The organism is Clostridium polynesiense, from assembly GCF_000820705.1.
Lineage (GTDB): Bacteria > Bacillota > Clostridia > Clostridiales > Clostridiaceae > Clostridium_AA > Clostridium_AA polynesiense.
The window spans coordinates 1-12,197 of sequence record NZ_CCXI01000020.1 but is presented as its reverse complement, the minus strand read 5'-3'; the positions used below and the strand labels follow the sequence as shown (position 1 = coordinate 12,197).

12 protein-coding genes are annotated in these 12,197 nt (G+C 31.5%); 4 read left to right on the top strand and 8 right to left on the bottom strand.

What is annotated here, in order from left to right; translation table 11 throughout:
- Nucleotides 1-10: 10 nt before the first annotated feature.
- Nucleotides 11-292: a hypothetical protein gene (locus TA89_RS02950; RefSeq protein ID WP_040210694.1), complete on the bottom strand. Its 282-nt coding sequence runs from the start codon at nt 290-292 to the stop codon at nt 11-13.
- Nucleotides 293-464: 172 nt separating this feature from the next.
- Nucleotides 465-1,634: a 30S ribosomal protein S1 gene (rpsA, locus tag TA89_RS02945; protein ID WP_040210692.1), complete on the bottom strand. Its 1,170-nt coding sequence runs from the start codon at nt 1,632-1,634 to the stop codon at nt 465-467.
- A 393-nt stretch (nt 1,635-2,027) separates the two neighbouring features.
- Here rpsA and TA89_RS02940 point away from each other — a divergent pair, with 393 nt between their 5' ends.
- The 3 genes from TA89_RS02940 to TA89_RS02930 are packed head-to-tail and all read left to right on the top strand — an operon-like array spanning nt 2,028 to nt 3,835.
- Nucleotides 2,028-2,504 carry a hypothetical protein gene (locus TA89_RS02940; RefSeq protein WP_187119256.1) on the top strand — a complete coding sequence of 159 codons (477 nt, stop codon included), beginning with the start codon at nt 2,028-2,030 and terminating at the stop codon, nt 2,502-2,504.
- Between the two features lie 18 nt (nt 2,505-2,522).
- Nucleotides 2,523-3,173, top strand: coding sequence for a PspA/IM30 family protein (locus TA89_RS02935; protein WP_040210690.1), 651 nt, complete (start codon nt 2,523-2,525; stop codon nt 3,171-3,173).
- A gap of 8 nt (nt 3,174-3,181) precedes the next feature.
- Nucleotides 3,182-3,835, top strand: coding sequence for a hypothetical protein (locus TA89_RS02930; RefSeq protein ID WP_040210689.1), 654 nt, complete (start codon nt 3,182-3,184; stop codon nt 3,833-3,835).
- Between the two features lie 33 nt (nt 3,836-3,868).
- Here TA89_RS02930 and yaaA read toward each other — a convergent pair whose 3' ends face one another.
- The 3 genes from yaaA to TA89_RS02915 all read right to left on the bottom strand — a co-directional run bounded on the left by yaaA (nt 3,869) and on the right by TA89_RS02915 (nt 6,261).
- Nucleotides 3,869-4,639 (bottom strand): peroxide stress protein YaaA, encoded by a 771-nt coding sequence (yaaA, locus tag TA89_RS02925; protein WP_040210688.1) that lies wholly within the window; start codon nt 4,637-4,639, stop codon nt 3,869-3,871.
- A gap of 58 nt (nt 4,640-4,697) precedes the next feature.
- Nucleotides 4,698-5,105 (bottom strand): CBS domain-containing protein, encoded by a 408-nt coding sequence (locus tag TA89_RS02920; protein ID WP_040210686.1) that lies wholly within the window; start codon nt 5,103-5,105, stop codon nt 4,698-4,700.
- Nucleotides 5,106-5,370: 265 nt separating this feature from the next.
- Nucleotides 5,371-6,261 (bottom strand): 3'-5' exonuclease, encoded by an 891-nt coding sequence (locus TA89_RS02915; RefSeq protein WP_040210685.1) that lies wholly within the window; start codon nt 6,259-6,261, stop codon nt 5,371-5,373.
- Between the two features lie 196 nt (nt 6,262-6,457).
- On the opposite strand from TA89_RS02915, the gene TA89_RS02910 reads away from it, so the two are divergent.
- Entirely contained in the window at nt 6,458-7,015 is a 558-nt protein-coding gene (locus TA89_RS02910; protein ID WP_040210684.1) for a biotin transporter BioY, read from the top strand.
- Between the two features lie 60 nt (nt 7,016-7,075).
- Here the strand turns inward: TA89_RS02910 and TA89_RS02905 are convergent, their stop codons facing one another.
- The 3 genes from TA89_RS02905 to TA89_RS02895 all read right to left on the bottom strand — a co-directional run bounded on the left by TA89_RS02905 (nt 7,076) and on the right by TA89_RS02895 (nt 12,182).
- Nucleotides 7,076-8,020 carry a metal ABC transporter substrate-binding protein gene (locus TA89_RS02905; RefSeq protein ID WP_040210683.1) on the bottom strand — a complete coding sequence of 315 codons (945 nt, stop codon included), beginning with the start codon at nt 8,018-8,020 and terminating at the stop codon, nt 7,076-7,078.
- A 131-nt stretch (nt 8,021-8,151) separates the two neighbouring features.
- Entirely contained in the window at nt 8,152-9,426 is a 1,275-nt protein-coding gene (locus tag TA89_RS02900) for a CapA family protein (protein WP_052447286.1), read from the bottom strand.
- Nucleotides 9,427-9,548: 122 nt separating this feature from the next.
- Nucleotides 9,549-12,182, bottom strand: a complete 2,634-nt coding sequence (locus TA89_RS02895; protein WP_040210682.1) for an AAA family ATPase — start codon at nt 12,180-12,182, stop codon at nt 9,549-9,551.
- Nucleotides 12,183-12,197: the final 15 nt, after the last annotated feature.

Below are 12,197 nucleotides of genomic sequence, written 5' to 3'. Positions count from 1 at the left end.
CAAATTTAATTTACATTTTAATAATAGCAAAGTATGGTATAAGCATAACAAAGCCAAAGTAAAATCCAAAAATAAACAAATAAACTACATCCTGTAACGAATTTAATATTTTATTCTTTTTAATCAAATAGTATGTGAAAACCATAGCTACAATCAGTAATATAAAACCTAATCCATAATAATCTGTTATAGAAAATGCTAAAAAAGGAATTATAGTTCCTATTAATAAACCCGATATTAAACTCAATGTGCTTTTTGTATAGGATGTATTTTTCTTAGAAATTCTTTCCACAAACATCACCCTTTTCTTTTTAATATAAGACTAATCTTTAATATCTAATTATATATTAATATAGTTGGATGGTTTTTGTGTTACAATCCGATTAATAATTGTTACAATTTAATTACAGTTATAATTAAATCTAATTAAAGCAAAAAAGTCCGATTTCTCGGACTCTTTTTCATTAATCAAATTTAAAATTTTTAAGTTTATCTTTAAATAATTCACCTATTGTTACTTCCTCTGACTCATCATTGTACTTTAAAAATTCCTTTGAATTTTCTGAAGCATTTTTTATACTTAAGGACATTCTATTATTTTTATTGTCAATATCCATAATTTTAACCTTAACCTGATCACCTATTTTTAATACATCAGAAGGCTTTGCTATGTTATCTTCACTTATTTCACTGATGTGTACTAATCCTTCCACTCCGGGCTGAATTTCTACAAAGGCTCCAACAGCTATAAATTTAGTAACCTTTCCTGTAACCACATCATTTATTTTAAAATTCTTAGAAACCTCATTCCATGGATTAGAATTTACATCCTTAATGGCTAAAGACAGCCTCTTCTTATCCATATCTATATCCTGAACATAAACGGTTACTGTATCCCCTTCTGATACTACCTCCTTTGGATCTTTAATCCTGCTCCATGACAAATCGGATATATGCACAAGGCCCTCTAAGCCTCCTATATCTACAAACGCACCAAATTTAACTATCCTTGAAACCTTACCTTCCCTTCTTTCGCCTTTCTTAAGGGATTTCCATAGTTTATCCCTTAATTCTTCCGCTTCCTGCTTTTCTATAATCTTTCTGGAAGCAACAATTCTGGATTTTTCTTTATCAAATTCAATTATTTTCACTTCTAGTTCCTTAGATACAAAATCTTTTACATCCTCTACATAAGCTAAAGATAATTGGGAAGCAGGAATAAATATTCTTATTCCTTTATAGTAAGCAATTGCTCCTCCTTTTACCCCTTCCTTAACTAAAAGCTTAAAAGTTTTTTCCTTACTATAAAAATCCTCCAGTTCTTCTAGTCCTTTAATGCTGTCTGCCTTAATCTTTGAAAGAAGAACATTTCCCTCTCCATCATCTGTTTTTAAAACCATTACATCTATTTCATCATTTACAGATAGTATTTCAGTTAAATTATCTTCTTCATTCACAGTAATCTCATTCTTTGGAACTATACCATCGCTGAAATAGTTTATATTAACATAAGCCTCAGACTCTGTTACCTTTATAACCTTTCCTTTTATAATGTCTCCAGTATGTATTTTGTTAAACTCATACTGATTCATCATTTCCTGCATTGACTGCTCAAAATTGTTTTCGCTAGACATATTATTCACTCCTTAAAAGTAAAGCTTATATTTATTATTATAACAACTGCCCTACTATATTATAATATTATTTTATACAAGCTTATATTAAGTTACAAGTTATTTTATAAACTGTTAATTTGTTGTTTCCTCTATGCTATAATATATTTTAACAGCTATATTTAATATATAATTCAATAATCGAAGAAATAATCAGCAAATGAAAGAATACGCAAGGAAAGTTATAGTTTTATAAACAAACACTATTTTTTAGCTTATTATAAGTTATTTCTTATGTTGTTATATAGTATTCTATACCATATAATTAATATATCAATTAAATAATATATTTAATTGATGGATGTTTATTCGGGGGTGTGTAAAATAAGGAAAAAGCGCTTTTTAAAATTAACATTGATTTTAACCTTTATATTTTTGTTTACCGGATTTTTTATAGATGATTTAGGCATAGTAAATAAAAATATTAACACCACGGTTGCTTTTGCAGCTCCTAGATCCAGCGTTAGAAGTAAGGCATCTTCCGGTGGCTTTAAATCTGGAAGCTTTAAAAGTACTACCCCTAAGTCTTCCAGTTCTACGAAAAGTAAGAGTAGTTCAAAGAGCAGCACCGGTAATTTTAAATCTGGAAGCTTTTCAAATACACCAAAGAGATCCCAAAGCTATACCGAAAACAAAAAGAATAAAGCAGATGCACCATCAAGAAGAACCTTCATACCTATTCCTTGGAATTTAGGAAGAAGTGCAAGATACTATAGAACTCCCTATTCTTATTCTTCATGGGGAATTATAAAAACACTGGCTAAAGTTGTAATATTTATGATAGTTATAGTTATTATCATTAGTATTATAAGAAGAAATAAAAGACGATAATTAAATGGAGGTATGTATATGAGTATTTTTAAAAGAATATCAAACATTTTCAGAGCAAAGGTAAACGATACTTTAGATGAAATGGAAAATCCCATAGAACTACTTGATCAAAAGATAAGAGATATGGAGGAATCCTTAAACAATGCAAGGCTAAGCTCAGCACAAATACTTGGAAATGTTCACGAAATTGAAAAGAAGATAGAAAACTCTAAAAAAGAATCTGAAGAATATGATGAAAAGGTAAAGCTTGCCCTTGCAAAAGGTAATGAGGAGCTGGCAAAAAAAGCTCTTCAGAGAAAGCTGGATGCAGACAAGAAGTATGAATCATTAAAAGCAAGCTATGGGGAAGCTTCAGCTAAAGCAGAGGCCATTAAAAACAATTTAAGAACCTTAGAACAAGAAATTGAAAAGACCAGAAATTATAGGGATGAGGCAGCTGCAAGATTTAACAACGCAGAAGCTAACAAAAAGGTTAATGAAATACTTGCTAATGTAGAAACCAGCAGTAACAAAATAAACATCGATGATATTGAAAGGAAAATTCAAAGAAAAGAATCAGAAGCAGAAGGTCTTAAGGATTTAACTGATTTAGATAATTTTGATAAAGAGTTTGAGGAACTTGGCACCGTTGATTTAGATGCTGAGCTGGAAAAATATAAGAATAGTTAGGTACTAAAATGAAGGATAAAGAATATATAAAATCAGAAAAGGATTTTTACGGCAAAGTATTTGTAGATATCAATTATGCAATAGATAATATAAAACCTTTTATAGATGGAGAAACCCTTAATCAAAGAAAATATTATATAAAGCTCCCTGTTTTGGATAGATATATAAGCCTTTTAGAAGCTTCAGAGCAAAAAGCAAAAACTTCAGGGATTTTAAGTTTCTTTAAAAAGGATAACTCTATAGAGCTTATAAAGGATTATAAAGCTCAAAATTCAGAAAACTTAAACCAGCTTGATAACTGCAGTAAATGTGCCTGCTTAAACTGTACTTTAAGTTGCGGTTTTAACAGTTGCCTGGGCTGCAGAAGAAATTCCTTTATTGCAGAATGTGACCATAAAGTTCTCAACGTTACACATCATAATAATTATACTTTGAATCTGACAAACGATAGAACTGGTTCTTCTGAAAGGTATTCTGTTCTTGCTACCCTTGAGGATTGCAGTAAGGATAAGCAGTATATCATCATTGAAAATCTTATAAATCCGGAAGAAAAATTTATACTCTATTATTATCCTGGCCTAAGTGAAGACACCTACGGTGAAATAACGGATACTGAAGAATTTGATTATATTGCAGCTGCTTATGAAAGCACCAATATTTAAAATAAAGCGGAAGGCTGAACCTTCCGCTTTATTTTATTTAGAAGTAAATATCCATCTATTTTCATCAGACATTTCTTCGTTAAATTCATAGCCTTCCTCATTAAAATATTTTAGCTTTTCTGCTTCATCTATACTGTTTTTAATGATATATCTGCTCATATATCCCCTTGCCCTTTTTGACAGTATACCCACGGTTTTATATCTGCCCTGTCTAAGCTCTTTAAAGACTATGTTTATAACTTTAATATCCTGTGACAGCTTTTTAAAATCAATAGCCTTGGAATATTCCTCTGACGCAAGATTTATAAGCTCTTTGCTTTTATGATCTCGAAGCTCCTCACCTATAGCTCCGGTGAGCTTAACCTTCCAAAAATCATATAAATTACCGTAGGATTTAAATTTAAGTGCTGTCCCCATTTTCAGCCTATAGGGCTGAATCCTGTCAAAAGGTCTTATAACCCCATAAATCCCTGATAAAATCCTTAAATGTTCATTAGAAAATTTAAGTTCTTTTTCTGTGAAATCTTCTGCGTGAAGGGCTTTATAAACATCTCCTTTAAAGGTCAAAATAGCAGGCTTCCTTTCTCTGTCAGCCTCAGTATTCCAGGCTTTATACCTATTATAATTTAACTCTGCAAGCTTAGGAGATATTTTCATAAGTGCCTCAAGCTCCTCAGGGGAAAACTTCTTTAACTCCTCTGCGATTAAAGCTGCTTCTTCTTTAAAAATTGGCTCTGTGCTTTCTTTAACCCTTTGATCTTCCGTAAAATCCAAGGTTTTTGCTGGTGAAATTATTGTAATCATAACTGCATCTCCTTTAAATATATAATCCCCCAGCACTGAGCATGAGGGATTGAAAGTCTTATTCCTTATCCATATGTTTATAACAATAGTTAATTATATCGCTACGTTTAATTATACCTATAAAGGTTCCGTTATCATCCACTACAGGTACAAAGTTCTGCCTTGCAGCTAAAGAAATTAAGCTCTCTATATTCTCATTAATATATACACTTTGATGTTTTACTCTTCTTTGAATTTCTTTTACACTGACTTGACTAATGTTATCAAAATTAAGGCCAGGAGTATTTTTTAATTTCCATAATAAATCTCCTTCTGTCAGCGTTCCAACGTACTTACCTGATTTGTCTATAAGAGGAATAGCGCTATAGCCGTGGTGTTCCATTCTTTCAAGCACCTGCCTCATGGTTGCCTCTACACTTTCGAAAATTACTTCATGCTTTGGAGTTAAAAAAAATGCTATATTCATACTATATCCTTTCCTATCCGTTAAATATTTTATCAATTATATATTAACATATTTTCGCCTTTCCTGAATTAATTTCTTATTTTGTTAACAGTTATTTTATGACGAAATTTAAAAGGTGCAGAATCTGCACCTTAATTAGAAGTATTGTTATTTTTATTTTTATCCTTTTTTATTATAGAAACCAGAGCTGCTAATGCAGCAGCAGTCAATGCAAGCTTTGCTGTATTCTTTTTCATAATAGCGGCTATGCCTCCCTTCTATATAATTAACCAATTTTTTTAAATCTATAGCTGTAATTTAAATAATCACTTTCGTTGATAATGGTGCTTATGTTTGAATATATTTTTTGTCCACTCAGGCTTTTTTTAATAACAACCTCCTGAAGAAGCCTTGACTTGCATTTAGGACATAATCCTAATGCAAGAAATCTCCAGCTGAATAGCTTTAATGGATGTTCCTTTTCAGCTTCAATGTGACATCTTGGGCATTTAAATTCTGTTTTATTATCTTCAAGTATAACATCTTTAAAGTCCCTTATCATTACTGCAGGCATATTGTAAACGTCATTGACTACATAGTTTTTCACCACTCTGCTGTTATAAAGCCTTTTAAAAACCTCTGCAGTATATTTAGCATCATTTAAGGCATCATGAAGTTTTTCTTCTTCCACCTTTATTCTAAGCTCCTCTAAGGCACTTTTAAGGCTTAAGGATTTTTTATGAGCAAGTACCTTTGTGCAGTATTCCTGAATATCCAGATATTTATTAATCCAGTTTATATCCTTATAGCCATGATAATTAGAATTTATTATAAGCTCTGCTATATCATCTTTAGCCCAAGAACATATAGTATTTGAAGTTCCGCAGAATTCCTTCAATTTATTCATTGCATCAGAAAAGGAAATACCCTTTTCTAAATCCTCTTCGGTGATACCTGTCATTTCCTTAACTTTAGGATTTAAAACTTTAAAAATTCCAGGTTTTATATAGCATTTTAACTCCTCCAGTTCTTTCATATATACGTCATACTTAACAGCACCGATTTCAATTATTTCATTTTCCATCATATTATCTAAATTATCTTCTATTATATCAGGAAAATACTGACTTATACCCCTCATATTATTAAACTCTAAATCTAAAATAACAAACCCCATTAACAATAAGCCTCCTAAACCTTTATACACCTTTATATATTTAATGATACTAAAATATTTATTTATTATATTTTATCCTTTTATTTATCAGTATACAACCAATAACACAGTAAATATTTGACTTAAAGAATATAATATAATAAAATATTAATTGTTAACCTCTTTTTATTTTTAGTTAACTATAAGGAGTATTACTATGAAAACTACGAAAACAAAAGATCTTATTTTAATTTCTCTTTTTGCAGCTTTAACTGCTATGGGAGCATATATAAGCATTCCTATAGGCATAGTTCCCATAACCCTTCAGAGTTTATTCTGCCTCCTTGCCGCTATGCTGCTTGGGTCTAAACGGGCAGCATTATCACAGTTATTATATATATTTATTGGACTAGCCGGTCTCCCGGTATTTTCCGGCGGTAAGGGAGGATTGACATTTATACTGAGTCCTACCTTCGGATTCGTATTAGGATTTATAATTTGTGCCTTAATGGTGGGATATATTTCAGAAAAGAATAATGCCTCTTTTATAAACTTCTTTACAGCTTCTATTTTAGGAACTTTAGTTATCTATGCTTTTGGAATTTTTCTTTTTTACTTTAATATGAAATATCTTTCCTTTAAGGATATGACTTTCAAAGCTATATTAACTGTCACCACACTTCCTTTTATACCGGGAGATTTAATAAAGTGTTTTGCAGCATCTTTAGCAGCAGTTCCTGTATATAAAAGCGCTAAAAAATTAAATTATATATAATAATCAAAAAACACTGCTTTTTAACAATTAATTTTAAAAGCAGTGTTTTATTTGAATATATTACTTTAAGCTTGTGTATATTTTCTCAAGATTCTCTTTCATCATTTCTAAGTATCCTTTATTATCTTCATGGCTTTCTACAGTGTATATTTTTTCTACTCTTGCCCCTACTTCCTTTGCTAAAGTTTCGGATACCTTTGGGGAAGCCAACTTTTCATTGAATATAACCTTTATATTATTAGCCTTAGCATATTCCACTAAACTTTTCATTTTTTGAGGAGTGGGCTCTCCTTCTGCCTTTAAGCCGCTTATGCCCTTTTGGGTAAGATTAAAATCCCTGCATAGGTATCCAAAAGCCCAGTGGCCTGTTACAAAGTTTTTATTTCCTACCCCTTCAAATTTCGCTTTATATTCCTTATATAAATCATCAAGTTTACCTGAAAAAACATTATAATTATTTTCGTAATAATCTTTGTTTTCTCCATCAATTGCAATTAGGGCATCTTTTATATTTTTAGACTGAACCTTTGCCTCCTTTAAACTAAGCCATATATGAGGGTCATATTCTAATTCTTCATGTTCATCCTCACCATGGTCATCCTTATCATCCTGGAGGTCATTATCCTTTAATGATATAATATCTGCTCCTTTGCTAGTATTTATCATATTAATATCTTTATTCGAAGACACTGTTTCATATACCTTATCCAGCCACTCTTCCATCCCCAATCCATTAATCACAAAGAGATGGGATTTTGTAAGTATTTCCATATCCTTAGGCTTAGGTTCAAAATCATGAGGCTCTACCCCTTCAGGGACTAATGAAGTCACCTTCACTTTATCTCCCCCTACTGCCTCTGTAAATTCCTTCAAGGGATATATAGATACAACTACATTTATTTTATCTTTATTTTCTTCAGTTTTTTTATTGGATAATTTATCGCATCCTGATAAAGCTAGAGCAAAAATAGGTGCGAATAAAACTGCCAGTATTTTCTTGGACATATATTTCTCCTTTCCACTTGCAAACCATTTGCATCTACATTGATTCTATATTTTTTTATAATTATTGTCAATAGATTCCTGATATTTTCATTTTAAATAAATATACTCCAGCTGTTTATGCTGAAGTATATTTATTGCTGTTTTTTAAACACGGTTTTGGTTTCCATAGAGTCCATAAGCTTATCCACGGTTTCTTTGCAGTAATTTATTCTTTCAATATCCTTTGTTGTTAAATTTTTAAAGGCAGCTTTATTTTTAATCGCCTCTTCTGCAGGTATAACTTCATATATGAGTTTAGGTGAGTTTTTATAATTGACCCAAGTAGGCACATAGTCTGCATCTATTATTTCTTTTTTGCCATCTTTAAAGTATCTGATAGAAGCACTAGCAATCATTCCCTGCTCAGAATATATATTTTTTATAGTTTCTAACCTCTGGGAAGAAATAAAGTTTCCCTGTGAATAAAACACCAGAGTTTCTTTGTCCTTAGAGGTTATGACCTCAGCAGGCTGAAGTACATGGGGATGAGCACCAAATATCAAATCTACATCTAATTCACAAAGCTTCAATGCCATATTTTTTTGTGCTGTATCAGGTTTTCCTTGGTATTCCTGTCCCCAGTGCGTAAAGGCTATTAAAATTTCTGCTCCATGCTCCTTAACTTCCTTAATGATATTTTCTGCTTTTTTATACCCTTCTTGTAAGTTTCCATAATCTATGGTGTCCATTAGCTTTTGAAGCTTTAATGGTATAGGTATTCCATTTAAAGTTCTGGTCCCGTCTTTAAGCTTACTTTCATATCCAAAGTTTATAAATCCTACTTTAACACCTTTGACCTCTCTAATAACATAACTTATTTCATCCTCAGACTTTCTTATTCCTATTATATCTAATCCTTTATTTCTTACAGTATCTATAGTTCTTTTAAAACCCTTTTCCCCTTTATCCAGTCTATGATTGTTAGAAGCAGCCAATATGTCTATTCCGCAATCCTTTAATGCGTCAACTATACTGTCTGGGCTATTAAAGGTAGGATATCCTGAATATCCTGCTTCAGCTCCTGATAGGGTTGTCTCTAAATTTGCTGCAGTTATATCCGCTTTTTCCAATAAAGGCTTTACATATTTAAACTGCTCTTTAAAATCATATGTCTTGCTTTTCTCATCATAAGCACTCTTATATATTCCGCTGTGGATTAAAACATCACCTACGGAGGATATGGTAATATCTACGTAGCTTTTACCATTATCGTCAAGAGTCTCTATATCTTTTCCCGATATAGAATCCTTAAGAATCACCGATGATTCATTTAATTTATATCCTTCCACTCTAGCAGGTCTACTGCAGCCTGAAAGAATAACCAGTAAAATTAAGAGTCCTGATATTAATTTAGAATTTCTTCTCATAGCACACTTCCTTTTAGCCAATCAGCCTCTCTACATTATATCCATAAAAAGGAAGTTATATTCATAAAAAAAGGCTTTAGCCCATGAATTATAAATAACTCACAGAGCTAAAAGCCTTAATTTTAAAGCTGTATTATGTTTAATCCTTCTATATTCCTCAAGAACTCTTCTTCCCGCTTCTGGCAGGAAAATAATATTATCTGCTTATGTCTGGATAATTCAACAATTACTTTTAAAGCATTATTAAGCCTTTCATCATCATACTGCACAAAAGCATCATCCAATATTATAGGTACTCTTTTGTCTTTAAAAATAAGATTGATCATAGCTATCCTTAAGGAAAGATATATCTGTTCAAAGGTACCGCTGCTCAAATACTCAGCATTAAAAAGAGTATTCTCCTCAATATCTCTCAAAACCAGGCTGTACTCCTCTGATACCTTTATTTCATTATATTTATTGTGGGTTATTACCTTGAAGATGCTGCTGACTTCTTTATTTAAAAGCGGAGCAAAGCTTTTTTGTATTTCCTTAAAGCTCTCTGAAAGGGTTTCTATTGCGGTTTCAATAACCTTCAGCCTCTTTTCAAGGCTTTTTATATGCTCTTTTGTATTCTCTATCTCTTCCTCAATAATCCATACCGGTGAGACCTTATAAAATATATTTCCAAGAAAATTTTCTAAATCCTTAATGTTTTTTTCAACCTGAAGATTTTCTTTATTATAATTTTTTATAGCTTCATCAATTTCCTCTTCATTATTAAATTCATAGCTGAAGTTCTCTAAAGACAGCTCTCCGATTTCATTTTTCAAACTCTCTATATCCCTGTCCTTGAGCAGCGCCTTATAAGTATTGTTTATAGCTTTAAGCTCTCCTTCAACCTCATTGAGCTTTTGGAGCTTATGAGAAATCCTTTCTATTTCTGAAGGAACTCTATCTATGGATATATACTCTATTCCTATGGACAAGAGTCTTTTTCTTAGTGTATCTTCTCTGCTTTTAAATTCCTCAGAAAGTGAATTTATAGAATTTTCATGATTTATAACTTCTCTCTTTAAAAGCTTAATTTCCATATTTAAATCCTTATAGTCTTTATAACTCAGTAAAAATTCATTTATAGAGGTCTTTTCAGAAAGTTCCAGGATTACTTCTATATATCGTTTCTTTTCCTCCTGCTCCATAATAAGTTCTTCATATTTAACTCTATCAAGGTTAGTTAATCTGTCTTCTATTTTTATGGTTATTATATCTATTTTCTTTTTTATTTCTTCATAGTATCTTAATCCCTTAATAAAATCACCATAATCCCTAACATTAATTCTCTCAGCTATTTTGTTTATTCTATCTTCTAAATTCTTAATCTGTTTTTCTAATATATCTATTTCAGCTTTCTTATTTTCTGAATTTTTAACCCTGTCTTTAATATACTGATGCTTATTCTTAATTATAATTGAATAACTTATCATTGCAGCCCCGGCTATAAGGGCGGTATACTTTAAGATATTTCCTTTAAAGCCCAGCATATCCAAAGCTCCTGCAGCAGTGATTATAATTCCTGCAGCTAAAATTATGTTTGAAAACATAAGCTTTCTTGAAACAGCTTTAGCCTTTTCAGGTTTTATAGAAGAACTTAATGTTTCAGCCTTAGCCTTAAGTTCTATGAGCTTTTCCTCATAATTTTTAAGCAGCAGATCGCATTCTTCCTTTACATCCTCTAAATTAATAAGTATACCCAGGGATTTTTTATATCTTTGCAATTCTTCCTGTAAGCTTTGTATTTCTCTTTGAGCTTCTTCATAGGTTTTTATTCTGGAAGTGATACTACTAAACTCAGAATTAAAATCCATTATCCTGCTTTCTATATCCTCTGGAAGTTCGCCAAATCTTCTATAATCCTTATTAATCTTCAGACGATTTTCTTCATAAACCTCTTTAATCGCCTTTAATTCCTCCTGTCTTTCATTAAGAAGGTCCTTGAATTGTATGCACAGGGTGTAATCTTCCTTTAAGCTGCCGATGAATAAATCGTCTATTACACCTTCCTGAAGATTAAGTCCTTGTTCAGCCTGTCTTTTTTCTTCCTTTAGCTTCTCACTTTTCATTAAATACTCAGTAAGCTCTTTGTATTCTTTATAAAGCTTCATCTTTTTCATATGCTTTTTGTAAAGCTCAAGCTTTTTTAGTTCCTTTTGAAAGTCCCTTCTCTTTTCTATTAGCTCATTAAGCTTAATCTGGCTTTCAATGTTTTCCTCGCTTAATTTTAAAGAACGATTATAATCCTCATAAAGCTTAGAAAGTTTATTTTCATATATATTAAGTTCTCCGTTTTTTCTGCTGTTTGTAATGAGCTTCTTTGCATTTTGAAGGGTATTTAAAGCACTGTCATAAGATATATTTTCTTCTCCAGTTTCCTGCAGATTAGAAATCTTTTGAATTAATTCATCCTCTTTAGATTTAGTTATGATAGTATTAAGCTGCTTTATGTTAAGGGTCTTTTCATAATCCTGTTCAGTTAAATCCAAGAGCAAGCTTCCCGGTGAATAATCGCATAAATAGTCTACACTGCTTCCTGTGAGAGCTTCATAGGCTGAAATCTTATCCTCCTTCTTAGTACTTCCAAAACTCCTGTCTAAAATGATTTTATTTTCCTTTAAAGCTATATGCATTTCTCCTCCGGGTTTATCCCCATCCCATGGAGTAAATCTAAGCCTTTCATTGTTTTTAATGTCCTTAGACCTTTTAGAGGAAAACCCCATAGAGCATAACCTTTA

What these genes read in the sequence shown, in the direction of transcription:
- rpsA (WP_040210692.1), bottom strand. Translation starts at nt 1,634, where the DNA reads ATGTCTAGCGAAAACAATTTTGAGCAGTCAATGCAGGAAATGATGAAT.
- TA89_RS02935 (WP_040210690.1), top strand. Translation starts at nt 2,523, where the DNA reads ATGAGTATTTTTAAAAGAATATCAAACATTTTCAGAGCAAAGGTAAAC.
- TA89_RS02930 (WP_040210689.1), top strand. Translation starts at nt 3,182, where the DNA reads ATGAAGGATAAAGAATATATAAAATCAGAAAAGGATTTTTACGGCAAA.
- yaaA (WP_040210688.1), bottom strand. Translation starts at nt 4,639, where the DNA reads ATGATTACAATAATTTCACCAGCAAAAACCTTGGATTTTACGGAAGAT.
- TA89_RS02920 (WP_040210686.1), bottom strand. Translation starts at nt 5,105, where the DNA reads ATGAATATAGCATTTTTTTTAACTCCAAAGCATGAAGTAATTTTCGAA.
- TA89_RS02915 (WP_040210685.1), bottom strand. Translation starts at nt 6,261, where the DNA reads ATGGGGTTTGTTATTTTAGATTTAGAGTTTAATAATATGAGGGGTATA.
- TA89_RS02910 (WP_040210684.1), top strand. Translation starts at nt 6,458, where the DNA reads ATGAAAACTACGAAAACAAAAGATCTTATTTTAATTTCTCTTTTTGCA.
- TA89_RS02905 (WP_040210683.1), bottom strand. Translation starts at nt 8,020, where the DNA reads ATGTCCAAGAAAATACTGGCAGTTTTATTCGCACCTATTTTTGCTCTA.
- TA89_RS02900 (WP_052447286.1), bottom strand. Translation starts at nt 9,426, where the DNA reads ATGAGAAGAAATTCTAAATTAATATCAGGACTCTTAATTTTACTGGTT.
- TA89_RS02895 (WP_040210682.1), bottom strand. Translation starts at nt 12,182, where the DNA reads ATGGGGTTTTCCTCTAAAAGGTCTAAGGACATTAAAAACAATGAAAGG.